The organism is Synechococcus sp. CCY 0621 (assembly GCF_019038465.1).
Classification (GTDB): Bacteria; Cyanobacteriota; Cyanobacteriia; order PCC-6307; family Cyanobiaceae; genus Cyanobium.
Genome location: NZ_JAFKRH010000015.1, coordinates 131,783 through 147,622, shown reverse-complemented (window position 1 = coordinate 147,622; position 15,840 = coordinate 131,783). Strand labels below are relative to the sequence as shown.

Annotated in this window: 22 protein-coding genes; 6 read left to right on the top strand and 16 right to left on the bottom strand. The window is 63.1% G+C overall.

Going from position 1 to position 15,840, the window contains the following annotated elements; genetic code table 11:
* Positions 1-13: 13 nt before the first annotated feature.
* Positions 14-664, bottom strand: a complete 651-nt coding sequence (locus tag KUG43_RS05860; protein WP_216907058.1) for an HpsJ family protein — start codon at positions 662-664, stop codon at positions 14-16.
* 39 nt (positions 665-703) lie between these two features.
* Between KUG43_RS05860 and queG the strand changes: the two genes are divergently transcribed.
* The 3 genes from queG to KUG43_RS05845 all read left to right on the top strand — a co-directional run bounded on the left by queG (position 704) and on the right by KUG43_RS05845 (position 5,136).
* A complete protein-coding gene (gene queG, locus KUG43_RS05855) occupies positions 704-1,675 on the top strand; it encodes a tRNA epoxyqueuosine(34) reductase QueG (protein WP_216907056.1) in 972 nt (323 codons plus the stop codon).
* A 24-nt stretch (positions 1,676-1,699) separates the two neighbouring features.
* Positions 1,700-2,605: a tetratricopeptide repeat protein gene (locus KUG43_RS05850; protein WP_216907054.1), complete on the top strand. Its 906-nt coding sequence runs from the start codon at positions 1,700-1,702 to the stop codon at positions 2,603-2,605.
* Between the two features lie 62 nt (positions 2,606-2,667).
* Complete coding sequence (locus KUG43_RS05845) at positions 2,668-5,136, top strand: DNA gyrase/topoisomerase IV subunit A (protein WP_216907052.1); 2,469 nt, start codon at positions 2,668-2,670, stop codon at positions 5,134-5,136.
* A gap of 5 nt (positions 5,137-5,141) precedes the next feature.
* On the opposite strand, the gene KUG43_RS05840 is transcribed toward KUG43_RS05845, so the two are convergent.
* The 15 genes from KUG43_RS05840 to KUG43_RS16930 all read right to left on the bottom strand — a co-directional run bounded on the left by KUG43_RS05840 (position 5,142) and on the right by KUG43_RS16930 (position 13,969).
* On the bottom strand, positions 5,142-5,480 hold the full coding sequence (locus KUG43_RS05840; RefSeq protein ID WP_216907051.1) for a hypothetical protein: 339 nt from the start codon (positions 5,478-5,480) through the stop codon (positions 5,142-5,144).
* Complete coding sequence (locus tag KUG43_RS05835) at positions 5,477-5,782, bottom strand: GNAT family N-acetyltransferase (RefSeq protein WP_216907049.1); 306 nt, start codon at positions 5,780-5,782, stop codon at positions 5,477-5,479. Before KUG43_RS05835 ends, KUG43_RS05840 begins: the two co-directional genes overlap by 4 nt.
* Complete coding sequence (locus KUG43_RS05830) at positions 5,773-5,970, bottom strand: hypothetical protein (RefSeq protein WP_216907047.1); 198 nt, start codon at positions 5,968-5,970, stop codon at positions 5,773-5,775. The genes KUG43_RS05835 and KUG43_RS05830 overlap by 10 nt, the downstream gene beginning before the upstream one ends.
* Positions 5,971-6,054: 84 nt before the next feature.
* Positions 6,055-6,447, bottom strand: a complete 393-nt coding sequence (locus KUG43_RS05825; protein ID WP_216907045.1) for a VOC family protein — start codon at positions 6,445-6,447, stop codon at positions 6,055-6,057.
* Positions 6,448-6,624: 177 nt separating this feature from the next.
* Complete coding sequence (locus KUG43_RS05820) at positions 6,625-6,939, bottom strand: ketopantoate reductase family protein (RefSeq protein ID WP_216907043.1); 315 nt, start codon at positions 6,937-6,939, stop codon at positions 6,625-6,627.
* Positions 6,940-7,148: 209 nt separating this feature from the next.
* A complete protein-coding gene (locus KUG43_RS05815; protein ID WP_286194470.1) occupies positions 7,149-7,361 on the bottom strand; it encodes a ketopantoate reductase family protein in 213 nt (70 codons plus the stop codon).
* A gap of 86 nt (positions 7,362-7,447) precedes the next feature.
* Entirely contained in the window at positions 7,448-8,062 is a 615-nt protein-coding gene (locus KUG43_RS05810; RefSeq protein WP_216907039.1) for a hypothetical protein, read from the bottom strand.
* Positions 8,063-8,101: 39 nt separating this feature from the next.
* Complete coding sequence (locus tag KUG43_RS05805) at positions 8,102-8,743, bottom strand: class I SAM-dependent methyltransferase (protein ID WP_353617952.1); 642 nt, start codon at positions 8,741-8,743, stop codon at positions 8,102-8,104.
* A gap of 534 nt (positions 8,744-9,277) precedes the next feature.
* A complete protein-coding gene (locus KUG43_RS05800) occupies positions 9,278-9,808 on the bottom strand; it encodes a nuclear transport factor 2 family protein (protein ID WP_216907037.1) in 531 nt (176 codons plus the stop codon).
* 1,059 nt (positions 9,809-10,867) lie between these two features.
* On the bottom strand, positions 10,868-11,092 hold the full coding sequence (locus KUG43_RS05795) for a Crp/Fnr family transcriptional regulator (protein ID WP_353617950.1): 225 nt from the start codon (positions 11,090-11,092) through the stop codon (positions 10,868-10,870).
* Positions 11,093-11,095: 3 nt separating this feature from the next.
* Positions 11,096-11,305, bottom strand: coding sequence for a cyclic nucleotide-binding domain-containing protein (locus tag KUG43_RS05790; RefSeq protein WP_216907033.1), 210 nt, complete (start codon positions 11,303-11,305; stop codon positions 11,096-11,098).
* Between the two features lie 509 nt (positions 11,306-11,814).
* The gene (locus tag KUG43_RS17250; protein ID WP_353617949.1) at positions 11,815-11,958 is read right to left on the bottom strand and encodes a helix-turn-helix domain-containing protein; all 144 of its coding nucleotides are present in this window, start codon (positions 11,956-11,958) and stop codon (positions 11,815-11,817) included.
* Between the two features lie 46 nt (positions 11,959-12,004).
* The gene (locus KUG43_RS05785; protein ID WP_216907031.1) at positions 12,005-12,772 is read right to left on the bottom strand and encodes a class I SAM-dependent methyltransferase; all 768 of its coding nucleotides are present in this window, start codon (positions 12,770-12,772) and stop codon (positions 12,005-12,007) included.
* Positions 12,773-13,289: 517 nt separating this feature from the next.
* Entirely contained in the window at positions 13,290-13,649 is a 360-nt protein-coding gene (locus tag KUG43_RS16935) for a tyrosine-type recombinase/integrase (RefSeq protein WP_286194431.1), read from the bottom strand.
* On the bottom strand, positions 13,649-13,969 hold the full coding sequence (locus KUG43_RS16930) for a tyrosine-type recombinase/integrase (protein WP_353617941.1): 321 nt from the start codon (positions 13,967-13,969) through the stop codon (positions 13,649-13,651). Before KUG43_RS16930 ends, KUG43_RS16935 begins: the two co-directional genes overlap by 1 nt.
* A 314-nt stretch (positions 13,970-14,283) precedes the next feature.
* Here KUG43_RS16930 and KUG43_RS05775 point away from each other — a divergent pair, with 314 nt between their 5' ends.
* Genes KUG43_RS05775 through KUG43_RS05765 form a run of 3 tightly spaced genes read left to right on the top strand, consistent with a single transcriptional unit; the run spans position 14,284 to position 15,825 of the window.
* Entirely contained in the window at positions 14,284-14,538 is a 255-nt protein-coding gene (locus tag KUG43_RS05775; RefSeq protein WP_216907029.1) for a type II toxin-antitoxin system Phd/YefM family antitoxin, read from the top strand.
* A complete protein-coding gene (locus tag KUG43_RS05770) occupies positions 14,522-14,923 on the top strand; it encodes a type II toxin-antitoxin system VapC family toxin (protein WP_216907027.1) in 402 nt (133 codons plus the stop codon). Before KUG43_RS05775 ends, KUG43_RS05770 begins: the two co-directional genes overlap by 17 nt.
* Positions 14,920-15,825 carry a GNAT family N-acetyltransferase gene (locus KUG43_RS05765; protein WP_216907025.1) on the top strand — a complete coding sequence of 302 codons (906 nt, stop codon included), beginning with the start codon at positions 14,920-14,922 and terminating at the stop codon, positions 15,823-15,825. Before KUG43_RS05770 ends, KUG43_RS05765 begins: the two co-directional genes overlap by 4 nt.
* The last annotated feature ends 15 nt before the right edge of the window (positions 15,826-15,840 follow it).

The window sequence follows — 15,840 nt, the reverse complement described above, 5'->3', positions numbered from 1 at the left end:
ATCCACGGGGGTCTTACAGGACACTGCCGAGGCAAAGGATGGTGAACGCGATGATCAGCACCACCGCGCCAAGCGATCCGCCATAGCGGCGCTGGCTGAGGGTGACCTTGCCGGTCTGCTCGGTCTGCTTGAACTGGGTTTCGAGCTGGTCGAGCTGGCGATCGATGAAGGCCCGGGCCGACTGGGTCTTCTGGGCCTCGGTGGCGCCGGGGGGCACCTGGCCGGTGGCTTCGGCCTGGCGGATCAGCTGCTGCAGCAGGGCGGGATCCTTGCTCTGCTGGCGGGCCATCTCCAGCTGGCCGCGCTTGGCGGCGATCTGCTGGTCGTTCTGCTGCTGCATCTGCTGGTCACCACCGAACGTGATCGGCAGCGAGGCGGTCAGCAGAACAGCCAGCAGACCACTGATGATGCAGACCGTCCAGAGGACGGGCGTGCGCCCCTCCGACTGGTCTTCCAGGCGGGAGGAGAGGTACATGAGCAGCAGACCGATCAGACCCATGGGGGCCTGGCTGATCAGCCGCTCCACCACCAGCTGGCGGAACGCCTCCTCTTCCCAGTCCCAGAGGCTGAGGACGGCGACCAGCTGCAGGACAAGCAGCACCACCAGGGTGAGGCCCATCCAGCGCAACAGCGGGCTGAAACGGGAGGAGGAAACGGCAGCCACTCAGGGAGGGTCGGATTCGTGGGACTCTACCGGCAGCCCTTGAACGTTCCCGGCTCCCCCAGCGCGCTAGCGGCGGCACTGCGGGCCCGGGCCGAGGCACTGGGCTTCGCGCCTGTGGGCCTGGCGGCGGTGCCGGGGGGGGGCCGGCTGCCCCTGCGCAACGCCGCCCTGGAGCGCTGGCTGGCGGCGGGTCACCAGGCGGGGATGGGCTGGATGAACGACCCGCGCCGCCAGCGGATCGAGGCGCTGCTGCCGGGGGTGCGCAGCGTGCTGGCCGTGGGCTGGAACTACCACGTGGCCCGGGAGCAGGCACCGGGCAGCCTGCGGGTGGCCCGCTACGGCTGGGGGCGCGACTACCACCGGGTGATCGATGGGCGCCTGCGACAGCTGGGGCGCTGGCTGGAGGAGGCCGCGCCGGGCACCACCTGGCGGGCCTGCGTCGACAGTGCGCCCCTGCTCGACAAGGCCTGGGCGGAGGAGGCGGGCCTGGGCTGGATCGGCAAGAACGGCAACCTGATCGATCGCCGCCGCGGCTCCTGGATGCTGCTGGGCCACCTGCTCACCAGCCTCGACCTGCCGCCCGACCACCCGGCCGAACCCCTGTGCGGCGCCTGCACCGCCTGCATCGACGCCTGCCCCACCGGCGCCATCGACGAGCCCTTCGTGGTCGATGCCCGCCGCTGCCTGGCGTATCACACAATCGAGAACCGGGACGAAGCCCTGCCGGCGCCGATCGCCGGGCGCCTGCAGGGCTGGGTGGCCGGCTGCGACATCTGCCAGGAGGTCTGCCCCTGGAACCACCAGGCCCTGCCCATCGCCGGCGACGTGGACGTGCAGCCGCGCCCGTGGCTGCTGGATCTGCGGGGCGAGGAGGCCCTGGACTGGAGCGACGCCGACTGGGACGAGCGGCTGCGGGCTTCGGCCCTGCGGCGGATCCGGCCGGCCATGTGGCGGCGCAACATCCGGGCGGCGCTGGCGGGCGGTGGGGGACAACGGGGGACGGCTCCCTAGGCTGGGAGGATTCGGGGTGATTCCGTGGGCCGGCGGTTCTGGCGACTGTTTTCCTCCCTCTGCCTGGCCTTGCCACTGACGGTGCTTCCCGCTCCGGCCAAGGCACTGGTGCCTTTCGTGTACCTGCCCCAGGAAAAGGAACTGGAGGGGGCGGGGCTGGGCATCGCCCAGGCGGCGGCACGGTTGCTGCGGCTCGGCCAGGCGGAGGACGCCGCCCGGCTGGCGGAACTGACCGTGCGGCTGCTGCCGGACGACCCCCGCGGCTGGGTGCTGCTGGCGGAGGCGGAACTGCGCAGCAACCAGATGGAGAAGGCGGTGGTGGCCCTGGCCCGGGCCAAGCAGCTGGATCCCAACAATGCCGGCATCTGGTTCGCCGAAGGCTCCCTGGCCCTGCGCAATGGCAAGCCCCAGGACGCCATCGGCCTGCTGCGCAAAGGCATTGAACTGGACGGCAAGAACGCCGGTGCCTACTTCGATCTGGGCAATGCCCAGATCCTGCTGGGCAACACCGACGCGGCCCTGGGCTCGTTCGAGAAGGCTGCGGGGCTGCGCAAGGACTTCTGGGAAGCGATCAACAACCAGGGCCTGGTGCTGTTCGAGAGCGGCCGCACCGCCGACGCCATCGGCCGCTGGCAGCGGGTGCTGAAGATCAAGCCGGACATCGCCGAAACCTCCCTGGCCCTGGCGGCGGCCCTGTTTGAGCGCGGACCGGCGGAGCGGGCCCAGGCCCTGAAGCTGGCCGAAACCGCCCTGGCTGAGGAGCCCAACTACGTGAAGGACAGCTTCCAGAAGGAGCAGCTGTGGGGGCCGCGGCTGCGGGCGGTGACCGCCCAGCTGCTGGCCCTGCCGGAGCTGAAGGCCGCGGTGGAGCGGGCCCAGGCCAATGCCACCGCCGGTGACGGCAACGGTGGCAGCAGCGACGACTCCTGATCTGGTTGCCACGGGCACCATCTGTAGGCTGAGCGCCCTGAGCCGCAGACCCCCAGGACCGGATGCCGGACGAGCGCGTCCAACCGATCGCCCTGCATCAGGAGATGCAGCGCTCCTACCTCGAGTACGCGATGAGCGTGATCGTGGGACGGGCCCTGCCGGACGTGCGCGACGGGCTCAAGCCGGTGCAGCGCCGCATCCTGTTCGCGATGCACGAGCTGGGGCTGACCCCCGACCGGCCGTACCGCAAGTGCGCCCGGGTGGTGGGCGACGTGCTGGGCAAGTACCACCCCCACGGTGACCAGGCCGTCTACGACGCCCTGGTGCGACTGGTGCAGACCTTCGCCAGCCGCCACCCGCTGCTGGACGGCCACGGCAACTTCGGCTCGGTGGACGACGATCCGCCGGCGGCGATGCGGTACACGGAAACCCGGCTGGCGCCGATCGCCAACGAGGCGATGCTCGATGAGATCGGCAGCGACACGGTCGATTTCGCCCCCAACTTCGATGGCTCCCAGCAGGAGCCGACGGTGCTGCCGGCCCAGCTGCCCTTCCTGCTGCTGAACGGCTGCACCGGCATCGCCGTGGGCATGGCCACCAGCATCCCCCCCCACAACCTGGGCGAGGTGGTGGATGCGCTGATCGCCCTGATCCGCAAGCCCGACCTGCCCGAGGAGAAGCTGCTGGCGATGGTGCCGGGCCCGGACTTCCCCACCGGCGGCGAGGTGCTGCTGGGCAGCGGCGTGCGCGACACCTACGCCACGGGGCGGGGCAGCATCCCGATGCGGGGTGTGGCCCACATCGAGGAAGTGCAACCGGGCAAGGGGCGCCACCGCCGCGGTGCCGTGGTGGTGACGGAGCTGCCGTACCAGTTGAGCAAGGCGGGCTGGATCGAGAAGCTGGCCGAGCAGGTCAACGACGGCAAGATCGGCGGCATCGCCGACATCCGCGACGAGAGCGACCGCGACGGGATGCGGGTGGTGATCGAACTGCGGCGCGATGCCGAACCCCAGAAGGTGCTGGAGGAACTGCAGCGCCGCACGGCCCTGCAGAGCAATTTCGGCGCCATCCTGCTGACGCTGGTGAACGGCCAGCCCCAGCAGCTGAACCTGCGCCAGCTGCTGCTGCGGTTCCTGGAGTACAGGGAGCTGACGATCCTGCGGCGCACCAACCATGCGCTGAAACGCTGCGAAGACCGACTGGAGGTGGTGCAGGGGCTGATCAAGGCCCTCGACGACCTGAAGCGGGTGATCGAGATGATCAGCGAGGCACGGGATGCCGCCACGGCGCGGGCCAGCCTGCAGGTGCACCTGGACCTGAGCGAACGCCAGGCCGATGCGGTGCTGGCCATGCCGCTGCGGCGGCTCACGGGCCTGGAGCAGGAGGGGCTGCGCAAGGAGGCGGCGGAACTGGAGCAGGAACGCACCCGGCTGCGGCACCTGCTCGACGACCGCGACACCCTGCTCGACACGATGGTGAGCGAGCTCAAGGGGCTCAAGAAGCGCTATGCGACGCCCCGCCGCACCCGCCTGGTGGAGGGCGGCGATGCCCTGGTGGCCCAGCGGGCGGCGGCGGTGCGGCCCAACACCGAACTGCAGCGGCAGCAGGCCTTCGAGGCCCTGGCCAGCGATGGCCGGCTCCTGATCCAGACCGACGGCGCCGTGCGGATCGTGACGCCCCAGGTGCTGGGGCGGCTGCACCTCGATGACGCCGCCGAGCTGGGCGAGCTGCCGCCGCCGGCGCGACTGATCCTGCCGGTGGCCGAGCAGCCGGCCCTGCTGGCTTTCAGTGCCGGCGGCAAGGTGGCGTTGCTGCGCTGGGAATTCGCCGGCCAGCACCCCGGCAAGCTGGAGCGCTTCCTGCCCGACAGCCTGCAGGGGGAGCAGGTGGTGCAGGTGCTGCCTCTGCCGCAGCCCGCCAGCGGCAGCCTGGGGCTGCTGAGCACCGATGGACGCTTCAAGCGGCTGCCGATCGAGGATTTCCTGGAGCTTTCGGGCCGGCCTGCCACCGTGCTGAAGCTCAAGGAAGGCGTGGCGCTGCAGCGGGTGGTGCCCTGCCTGGAGGGGGAGGATCTGGTGGTGGCCACCAGCACGGGGCGGGTGCTGCGGCTGGCGATCAACGACCCCAACCTGCCGGTGCTGGGCCGCACCGCCCAGGGGCCGATGCTGCTGCGCCTGCTGCCGGGCGAACGGATCGTGGGGGCGGCGCGGGCGGCCGCCGGCGGCGACGTGCTGCTGGCCAGCCGCCGCGGCCAGGTGAAACGGCTGCAGCTCGAGAGCCTGCGGCCCTGCCAGCGGGGCGCCATGGGCCAGATCGGCCTGCGCTTCCTGGAGCGCGAGGATGTCCTGGTGGACCTGCAGGCCGGCGACGCCCCTGTGATCGGCGTGACGCTGGAGGGCAGCGAGGGCCGCAGCCTGCGGCTGAAGGCCCCCCAGCTGGCACCGGAAGACTGCGGCGGCTCAGGCACCTTGCTGGCGCTGAAGCCCGGCGATGCGGTGCAGCAACTGGTGCCCTTGATCGGCGGGCCGTAGGCCGGTCAGCGGACGGTCAGCACACGCTTCTCCAGCCGAGCGACCTGGTCGGCCATGCTCACAGCACGGCCGTCGCTGCTGATTTCAGCAGCGATGCTGGCGAGATAGGCAGCTGTGATCGTCTCGCTGTAACCGACGGGGTCGCCGCAGGCCAGGTTGTAGGCCTGGAGGCGCTCCCGCATCCGCTGCAGGGCGCCATCCAGGCCCCAGTGGCGAACGTAGTGAACGCCGACAGCAAGATGGGCGCGGTGCGTCCAGTTGGCTCGCGGAAGCGACAGGGCTTCGAAATCGCGGACAAGGCGTTCGATCTCGGCGGCGTCCTCAAGGGGGAGCTCCCGCTTCACGCCCCCAGTTCGATCCGCATCTCGACCATGGTCGGGCGGAGTCCGGAGCGCTCGAACAGTTGACGGGCGGCGGCATTGTGCGTCGACGCACTGAGCATCAGGCTGGTGGAGCCCAGGGCGAGGGCCACCTCCTTGGCCGCCTCGAGCAGCCGGCGGCCGATGCCGCCGCTCCTGGCCTGGGGATCCACGTAGATGTCGTGAAGCCAGGCTCCAGCGCCGCGCAGCTCCACCAAGCTCATCGGCTCCATCCGCACGAAGGCATAACCCACGGGTTGGGAACCCGCCTGGGCGATCAGCAGCACGACCTCCGGACGCTGGAGCTCCGCCCGGAAGAACGCCGCACAGGCGCCCTCGCCACCGCACCGGGCGGCACGGCGAAGCGAGCCCCATCAAAACCGACATGCAGCTGACCAAGGGCGAAGCCGAAGCGGGCCAGCACCGTCAGGTCGGCGTGCGTCGCTCGGCGCACTGTCAGGGGCGGTGCGTTCACGGAAGCTCACCACAGCGCCTGCCAACGTGGCACACATCCGTGATCAGGGACCACCGCTACGGGTTTCGGCAAAGCAGGGCGCCCTCAGCCTGCCACCGGGGTGCAGAGTTCGATGAGGGTGCCGTCAGGGGCCCGGACGTAGGAGACCGTCTGGCCCCAGGGCTTGATCAGGGGAGCAGCGAGCTCCGTTGCGCCCTCCTGCAGAGCCTGGAGGTGCGCGGCCGCCACATCCTCCGTCACCAGGGCGATCTCGACACCCAGGGGTTGCTGGGATCCATCGGCTCGGACAAGGCCGCCGGGGACATTCGCATCCCCGAGGGCGTGGTCGGCGAAGGCCAGGGTCGTCTCCCCCGTGTCCAGCTCGCCATAGGTGCCCGATTCATGCAGAAACCGGCGCCTCAGACCGAAGGCGGCTTCGAAGAAGGCAAGCGACTGGGCCACATCCGGGACGTAGATGATCGTGTAGCCGAACTTCATGGCAAGCGACACAACTCAGACTCGCGTGGAATCCAGTGCACGGGACACGGCGTCCAGAAAGCTATCTCCTCCGAGACTGCTCAGAGCTTCTGGCACGACGGCAACAACCCCGGCATCCACAGCAGGCGTGGTTACAGAAAATCTCGTGGTTGGCTGCTACACGCGTTGAGCATGTAGTCAATGGCGGCGCGTTCGTTGCAGGGCCTCCTCCGCTTCGTGCTCAGCCGGATCCACTCCGTGGACACGGCCGACCGCCACCACTTCGCGCAAGACATCCAGCAGGTAGGTACGGGTCCGCGGATTGCCACGAATCACAACGATGGTCTTGCAGATCGTGGTGGTGGTGCCCGAGAGCCTCACCAGAAACACGAACTTCCGCCACGTGTCGTGCAGGATGTCGCCGGAGAGCTCGGCCTCGATGCCACCAGCGAGGCAGGCCTGCAGCAGTGCCTCACCTCGAGAGGATCGGGACCCATAGAACTCACCGAACACCAGCTTCTGCAGGGGACCTGCCCGGCGAATGACGCCAGGCCTGTCAAGGGTCGCGGCGATCTAACTGACGCCGTCCACGATCTGCGATGGGCCGAGGGCCGCCTGCAGGTCCTAGTCCTTCAGAACACCATTCTGGGGCGAAAGGATCGCAGTGCTCGGCCCGACCAATGGTCAGATCTGTTGTGGCGCGGCCACGGTGTCCCAGAGCATCACGACATCGACGATGCCGACGACACGCGGATCGTCCTCGCCCCGACTGAGGCGATGTGGAACGGATCGGGGCACTCGATCCGCAGGCCATCGGTCTTCATGGCCTGAAGGTGTGCTCCGCAGGCGATGAAGAGCACATCGGCTCCGCCCCTGCATAGACGGGCACCGAAATAGCCGCCCAGTCGGCCCGCACCCACGATAGCCAGACGCATGATCAACAACTCCTTCCATCGATCCTGTGAGTCCAGTCTGACAAGGAGAAGGACTCCTGCCTGTCCGCAGCAGCCCGAGGCGGCGGCTAAGGGATGCGCTTCTCACAGAGGAAGCTAGTGCGATATCCAGAAAGATCATATTGATGCGTTGTTTCGGTAACCGCATAATGGCCATCAAAGGTGATACCCACGCCAGAGATCAGCAATCTGACCCCTGCTCTGAGGAGCGGGGATCCATCCACGCTACCGCTCGCAAGAATCCGGTTCCTGCCTAGAGCGAGCTGGGGGTGAAATTCACGAAGCTCAGCGCCATAGGACAGGGAGAGACTGGGAGAAGGCATCTCCAGACGAGGCTGGGCTCCGCGAACAGTGATGCTCAGGATGGGGTTGTCGCCGCTGGGAAAGGATGGGGCCAGTTTGATAATTTTTCCGGACGACAAGAGGATGCCACCGAACTGCAGACTTGCCATGGCACCCAATGCGATCCTGTCGCTTCCCTGTTGGACTCCGACATACAGATAACCCATGGCACCCGTGTCTCCGACAGGTCCCCAGTTGTTGACTGAGACATCAAACTGCTTGCAGCGTTTCTGATTTTCACAGAATTGAACGGAGATAAGATCTGGGCTGATGTCGATCGCTGGTTCAACCATCACCGATGGCTGGGATGAACCTAGTGGCAGGGGGAGGCTGGTCGGCATGCGTTGACGTCCTTCGGTGAACTTAATTGCCAACATGTTCTAGATCTTCTGGGCAATGTGATAGGCGGAGAGATAGGAGAGTTGAATGTCACCACCTCCCTTCTCCATGATGCATTGCCTTAGCCCAGCCAACAAGGCCTGCCCCGTGCGGTGATCAAACTGCAGGTACGAGGAGTCCGTCGTGAGCAGGGATAGGTAGTGGTCAGCCGCATAGGTCAACGAGGTTTCAACCGTTGCCGTCACAAGGTTTCGGAACAGTCCAGAGTCAAGCATCATCTGGCCGAGGCCGTTCAGAATGCCCTGCTGTGTTGCCCTGTCTTCGTATCTGCCAAGAGATGGAGCCTCTCGTCGATAGACATCAGAAAGCGCATCCTGCATGGACTTGCTGGGCTGCAATTCTTTGTTCCACAAAAGAATTAGATAGCCATCCCTTTTCAGTGCACTGCTGGCTTTGGCATAGCCAATCTCGGCAGGAATCCAATGCATGGAGCTTGCCGCCACAACGGCATCAAAGGATTCAGGCTCCAGATCCCATTCTTCAAAGGACTTATTGATCACTTCTACCAATGGATAGGATGTGCAATTCGCCAGGGCCATCTCATAAAAGTCTGGGTTCGGTTCGATGCAGACCATCCGGCTAGCCGAGTTCTGCCAATGAAACGGTTGCGGTTCCCGGGCCACAACCAACTTCAAGAAGTCTGAATGACCAAGACAACTGGGCTGCGTTGACAACCTTGTCAATCAGTTCGGCAGGGTATCGGGGCCTCGTGGAGTGATAGGCCTCGGCGGCGGGGGAGTACCAACTCTTTATCTGTTCAAGATCCTTGCTGGAAATGCCTTGAAGTGCCTGCTTCAGAATTTCATATTCCATCTTCTATCGCCAGTTGGAATGCAGAAGGGGGCTTGACTGTTGAATGATTCACTCACCAAATCAGCCTAACTCGTTCTCTACAGGTGACGGGAACCACGGGAGACGGGCACCATCGGCTCGAGTAGGGCAGGCAGATCACCCCAACCGCGCCGGTGCGCGATCAGGACGAAGACCACCGCCAGGACCAAGTCGATGGCGACAGCAATCAGCCAGCACACCAGGAGTGGCCTTCATGGCATTGCGTCGTGTCATGCCGACCCTGCACTCCCGGCCTAACACTCAAGATCAGCTGCAGCGCGCTGCGCTGTCAGCTGCTTGGTGAGGGTAGGTGCAGGTCACGGCAGTTAGCCCTCATGGAAGAAGGGATCCGGCAGCGCCGGATTTCTCAACTTTGCTGCAGCACCCGCGCCAACGACGGGGAGACCCTTCGGATCGAGCAAACCCAACTGCACCAGAACACTCGCCTGATCCCAGAGGATGTGTTCATAGGCGACCTTATCGTTTTCGATTCCAACGATCACAACAAACACAGCTTCAACCTTCCGGCCCGTGGGTTCAATCCCGGGCAGGATGTGGTCCATCTTGATCGTATGCGTGAACGAGATGATCAGTTCATCCACGAGGCGTTCCTCGCCATACGTTCGCGAAACCGTTTCAAAAATGACATCGGGCGGGAAAAACTGACCAATGAGCCGTTTGGAATAGAACCTACGAACACTCTGCGGACCTTGACCGCCCACCATGGTCGGCACATTCACGAGATGGGGATCTGGCGACATGGTCGCCAGCGTCTCATCGAGGTCGCCAGCCAATTCGGCTTGGAGATGCGCTTGGAAGATCGCATCCAGTTTCGCGTGACTATCCTGTTTGCTCATCCTGTCTCCTATCCCAAGCTTAAGGTCGCCAAGCGTTTGATCGCAGCAGCAGCCGCCGCTGACAACGCCAGTTTACTCTTCGTACGGGACGGACGTCCGTTTGAATGAATAGGTAGATCAGTTGACGGTCACAGGCCCTGGCCAATCAAAAGAAACACTCTGGCCATCGCCTCGTTGCCACTACGGGACAGAAGCACCTCCAGCTTTGTCAAGACAGGCTAAACATAACAAGGTAGCAAAAGCCGCGCCAACAGAAGCAATAGCGCTATTGTGATCATCATCAGACAATAACCGAAGAGCACCATACTGCGCCCCAGTAGTGACAACTCCGATGCGGTTAAAGCGTCGATCGCACGTCGGCAACGCGAATTCGATGACGGCGCCGACGGGGGCCGACGCATCAATCACATGCCGCAGCATCCGCACAAGGAGGCTTGGGCCGGTGCGGACCAATGTTCCGGTCGGCGAATGCCGCGACGCTCCTTGCCCACTTTCCTCCAAGGCTCCATTCGTAGACCGAGAGCCATCAGTCCGATACCGACGGCCAGCTAAGCGATCCTCAGTGGTTGTGTATGTCCCGCCTCCTGCAACGTGTCGAGCAGCATCGAGGCTCTAAGTAGCAACGTAATTCCCAACAGCAGATAGAACGCGGCCAGCTGCCAAGGAACAAAACAATCCTTTCCAGGCGCGGACGAACTGGTACTTACATCAACTACAGGGGGGCAACAGCGTGCCGCAACTAGTGCTAGCGATCAGCACCATTAAAACGAGCGGGGCCCGCAATTCGATGGTCATCGAGGGTAGATTTCTGAAGTTTCTGCTGGCGTCTAAAACACCCTGCGATCATGTTCGTAGAATGCAATAAAACGCGTCTTTTTTATGTAGAAGATTCTCCCTAAAAAAATTGAGCTTGGGATAACAGGAGTTCAAGAAGACTAACGCCCAAGATCAGAAGCGATCACGCCTTTGTACTGATGAATACCTACGCATTGATCACGGCTTCTGTATCTTCATATTTACCAGACCATCGCTACACAGTAACCATTGCCTGTAGGACATTCAGAAGCTGAATCCGTAGGGAGCGGTGGTTACACGCAAGCGGTGGGCCAGCTCCTTGATTATCCCTTGCACGATCTCGGGGTGTTCGGCCATTAAGATCTGTAGGGTCGACTGCTCAATCTTGTAGAGAGTACTCGGATCGATCGTGCTCACCGAGGCAGAGCGAGGTTCTGGGTCGAGAGCGGCGAGCTCACCCACGATCTCACCGTCCGTAAGTTCGACTATGGTCTAGTCGCCAATATGTACCCGCACCAATCCGGAAACGATCACGTACATTGAGGTGCCGAGATCTCCTTTGGCTAACAGTTGCTGGTTGGGCGCAAGCTGCACTTCTTCCACAGCATCAGCCACAGCGGTCAACACATTGTCGGGAGTTGAGGCAAAGATACTGGCTCGCCTGAGCCTCTGAATCTTGTCATGCAGGGCCGTGCTGGCCATGGAACTCGGAGAAGAAAGGTCTGATGGCGGTTCAGACCGAGGACAATTACATGACCAATAGCGTGTCTAACCATCGTAGCAAGATCGACAAGCGGATAAACTTCGCCTTCTCCAGTTCGGCAGTCGTCACGAATTCCCGAAGAAATGCAAACAGTTCCTAACGATGTACGAGTCACACAACTCAACAATGGTATGATATTCTCTAGAGAGTTAGCCATATTCGCCTCAACATTGATTCCAACTGAAAGAAGTCAGATTGATTTTGTGCTGACTGTACTTTAGCTAACTTTCAGCCTAACACTGCCCCTGAGTAGCAGGCAAAGAGTATCTGATACCAGAAGGGGCTGGGCCTGTCCACTCGAGGAGCTTGTTCGAGGTGTCGCCTCGCAACAGACAACGTGCGCGGAGCTATGCATCAATATCAGAATCCATATAATCTCCGGCTCTTGCCTCACATGAACGCTCAACCTCATACCAAGAGCGGGCTAGTTTCAGGATACTGCCTAAACTCAGGCTTCTGTCTCCAGAAGAGCATTGTACATGCTTTCCCTTGATAGACCCGTATCCCGCGCATCCATTGTTATCTCCTTCGCCCAAGCGATTTCACCACGTGCTTTGGCGATGAATACAGCATCACCATCAGACTCCTTGATTCAAACCTCTAGATAGGCTGTTGCAGCAACCATGCTAGGCCAGCAATTATGAACCCTTAATCAGTCTAGATGCCCAACCCAGAGCTTTGTAATATGATGCTTCTACTTGCCAAATAATGCTAGATAGAGGTTTCCGCAGAACAATATTCGCACCTCTCTCGCCTGCAAGGGATGCTGCGAGTGAAGCAAATCTGTAGATAACGGCTTGGGCCTCAATGGCTATCCATCGGTCAACCTCGCTGAAAGTTTTTTCAATTTGCATATTGTTAGGTCCATTCCTGCGAATGGCCACTAGATAGAGATCCTTGCTCTTCCAGTTGGTCCAGAATCTATAAAAGCTGAAGCGGGAGTCGAAGTCGATTACGGATTTAAAATCCGCGATGCCTAGGTTGCGGTAATACTCCCATCCAATTGAGACTGACAACGGTGATGATTCGACCGATGATGTTCTAGTGGTTCCGTGTTCTGGGCGGCAGTAAGATGCGCAGGTCATTGTAAGGAGACCTCCAGGCTTGACAAGACGAACCATGTTTATAAAAGTTTCTTTCCACATAGGGTTGTGTTCCATGGCTTCGCAAGATATAACATGATCAAAGCTGCCATCTTGGGCATCATAGTCTTGACCTTGACATACCACGTCAACCCCTTCGCCTGGGGCTACATCGACACCAATATAGGAACAGTTACTGAAGAATTTGCGCACAGATCCACAAATATCCAGGGATCCAATTTCAAGAACTTTAGCATCCGCAAAGAACTGAGGAAAGCTCTTTTGTACACAAGAAACAAAATAGAGTTGCTGCTCGTGCGCCACTGTTTTTCATGCATGATACTCGCCATAGTACCATAGAAATTTGCAATCTTGGCAATCACCCTATTGGAAAATGATTGCAGCGTTGCTGGACCCGCGCAACCTGCCGGGGCGGGAATGAGGCGGCGTGAACAGACTTGAGTACCGATCAACCCAGCAGACGTTATATACTTGTTAGACGTCAATCCATGCTTGAATCTGCGCTCGCGGCGCTAGATTACGGCGATCAAACCAAAGAGAAGACAGCTCCATTTCACGGATTTCGACCATTACGCAAGGTAGCGCATCGGGTAAGATCGCGTAACTCATCTGTTCAGACTCTCATGAACGATGGCGCGATTCTTCGAACTCCATATTTGGGAAGTTCCGTGAACCACGGACCTTATTCCGCTCCATTCTGTGAACCACAGCTGGCACTTGTGAAACATCGGACGAGAATCCTTTCCTGCACAGCGATCTTAGTTAGAAGGCCAAGTCGTGGGCAGCGGTTCACGGGTCCGATAACCACATGTAGCCATGGCTACATCATGTCCGCTGGGCTGCAAACACCGATCAGCACACGGTTCAACACATGGGTGTAGATCATGGTAGTACTCACGTCCCGATGTCCCAGAAATTCCTGGATCATGCGGATGTCCTGCCTCCTTTCCAGCAGGCGGGTCGCGAACGAGTGGCGGAAGATATGGCAACTGGCCGCCTTCGTAAGGCCCGCCTTGGCCACTGCCCGCTTCACCATATTCTGCACCACGCTCGGATCGGAGTAATGGCGGCCCTGGGTTCCTGAGGCCCGGTCTTGCCAGCGGTTCTGTTGGGGAAACACCCACTGCCAGGCCCACTCCCGAGCCGCCCTCGGATACATCCTCGCCAGGGCATAGGGCATCACCACCCGCCCAAGCCCGCCGCCAGATCACCCTGATGCAACTGGCGCACCTTCAGCAGATGCTCCTGCAGTTGAGGCACCGGGCTCTGGGGCAGCACCGTCAGCCGGTCCTTGCCGCCCTTGCCGTCGCGCACCGTGAGCTCACACCGCTGAACATCGAGATCCTTGACCCGGAGTCGAAGCGCCTCCATCAGCCTGAGCCCGCTTCCGCACAGCAACCCCACCACCAGGGCCGCCTCTCCCTCCAGTCGTTGGCGCACCGCCCGCACCTCCACTTCGCTGAGCACGACCGGCAGCCGGCGCCGTGTCCGTGCCCGCACCACCCCCTCCAGCTCCAGGTCCCGCTCCAGCAGCTCCCGGTACAGAAACAGCAGCGCTGCCCATCTCGCGGGGGTGGCATCTGCCGTGAAACCGCAGGAAGCGCCGCAGTCACTGCTCCTAGGTGTTCACGGTGCGGCGGGCGTCATGGCGCACCTGCAGCTGCTAGCGAAAGCGCTGGATCAGACCGGGGGAGCGGCAGGCGTCGACCATGGCCTCGAGAGTGTGGTGGGGACTCTTGAGAGTTCCCACCCCGGACCCAATCCCCATCCACAGAAGCCCTAATCTGTACAGATCTCATGTACAGACGCTCTCCATGGCGCGCGTCTCGGTAACCCACCTGCGCCAGAACCTGCCGGCCTGGCTCAAGCGGGTTCAGGCCGGGGAAGCCATTCAAGTCACCTCCCACGGCCGGGTGATTGCCCGCATCGAGCCGGAACAGGACCCGGCCGAAGAGGCCCGCCTCTGGCTGGAAGGGCTGGGCGGCAGCGTCACGCTGGGGGATGTCATCACCTCGATCGCCGCTGGCGACGCCGATCTCGAAGGCACCGGTGATGCTGACCATCTGTGACACCCATGTCCTGCTGTTCTGGGCCCATGCGCCGGCCCGGCTGTCCCGGCGCGCCGCAGCAGCTCTGGAGCAGGGGCGCGCCCAGGGCCAGCTGGCCATCGCCGACATCAGCCTCTGGGAACTGGCCCTGCTGCACGAACGCGGACGACTGAGCCTGCCGGAAACCGTGCCCCCGGCCCTCTACCTGCGCCGCTTGCTCGAAGCCCTGCGGCTGGAGGTGCTGCCGATCACCGCCGAGATCGCCCTGCTCTCCAGGGGCCCCCAGTTCCGCCATGGCGACCCGGTCGACCGTCTCATCGGCGCCACGGCCCTGCAGGGTCGCCGGCCCCTGATCAGCGCCGACGAAAAGCTCCACGCCATTCCGGAGCTGGAGACGATCTGGTGAGCGCGCCCGACCGGAGCAGCCCCTCCCCCCTCACGATCCGCCCCCTGCAGAGCGCCGACATCCCCACCATCACCGCCTGGGCCCGCCAGGAGGGCTTCGCGCCGGGCGTGGGCGATGTAGCCATCTACCGCCAGACCGACCGCCAGGGCCTCTGGGTGGGCTGGTTCGGCGATAAGCCGGTGGGGTGCATCGCCGGGGTCCGCTACAACGCCTCCTACGGCTTCATCGGCCTGTTCCTGGTGGTGCCGGCCCAGCGGGGCCGGGGCTACGGCCTGCAGCTGTGGCGCCACGCCCTCCAGCACCTGGCTGACGTGCCCTGCATCGGCCTGGAGGCCGCCCCCGACCGTATCGACGACTACGCCGGCTGGGGCTTTGCGCCCGCCTCCCCCACCACCCGCTGGCAGCGGCTCGCCGCCGCCGGCAACCCGGCACCGGTGTCCGTCGCGCCGGAGCCCCCCTGGTGCCTGCTGGAGGGTGGCGCCATCCCGGCGGACGCCGTGCAGCGCTTCGATGCCGAGCGGGAACCCTCGCCCCGCCCCCACTTCCTGCGCCAGTGGCTGCGCCATCCGGCCGGCACGGTGCTGGCCCTGGTGGACCGCAGCGGCGCCTGCCACGGCTTCGGCCGGGTGCGGCCCTGCCTGCTGGCCGCTGGCGAAGGCTGGCGCGTCGGGCCCCTGGTGGCCGATGGCGCCGCCGCCGCCCGGGCCCTGCTGGAGGGCCTGCTGCAGCGCCACCCCGGCACGGTGCTGATCGATGCCCCCGGCGCCAATGCCGCCGCCGCCCCGCTGCTGGCGTCGCTGGGGTTCGCGCCTGTCTCCCGCACCCTGCGCATGTACCGGGGCGCCCCGCCGGCGGTGTCGCTGGCGGACGTCTACGGCCTGGCCTGCCTGGAGCTCGGCTGATCACGGGCGGTGCAC

Excerpts from the sequence above, each read along its gene's own strand:
- KUG43_RS05845 (WP_216907052.1), top strand. The coding sequence starts at position 2,668 with ATGCCGGACGAGCGCGTCCAACCGATCGCCCTGCATCAGGAGATGCAG.
- KUG43_RS05825 (WP_216907045.1), bottom strand. The coding sequence starts at position 6,447 with ATGAAGTTCGGCTACACGATCATCTACGTCCCGGATGTGGCCCAGTCG.
- KUG43_RS05815 (WP_286194470.1), bottom strand. The coding sequence starts at position 7,361 with ATGCGTCTGGCTATCGTGGGTGCGGGCCGACTGGGCGGCTATTTCGGT.
- KUG43_RS05810 (WP_216907039.1), bottom strand. The coding sequence starts at position 8,062 with ATGCCGACCAGCCTCCCCCTGCCACTAGGTTCATCCCAGCCATCGGTG.
- KUG43_RS05800 (WP_216907037.1), bottom strand. The coding sequence starts at position 9,808 with ATGAGCAAACAGGATAGTCACGCGAAACTGGATGCGATCTTCCAAGCG.
- KUG43_RS05790 (WP_216907033.1), bottom strand. The coding sequence starts at position 11,305 with ATGGCCAGCACGGCCCTGCATGACAAGATTCAGAGGCTCAGGCGAGCC.
- KUG43_RS16935 (WP_286194431.1), bottom strand. The coding sequence starts at position 13,649 with ATGCCCTATGCCCTGGCGAGGATGTATCCGAGGGCGGCTCGGGAGTGG.
- KUG43_RS05775 (WP_216907029.1), top strand. The coding sequence starts at position 14,284 with ATGGCGCGCGTCTCGGTAACCCACCTGCGCCAGAACCTGCCGGCCTGG.
- KUG43_RS05770 (WP_216907027.1), top strand. The coding sequence starts at position 14,522 with ATGCTGACCATCTGTGACACCCATGTCCTGCTGTTCTGGGCCCATGCG.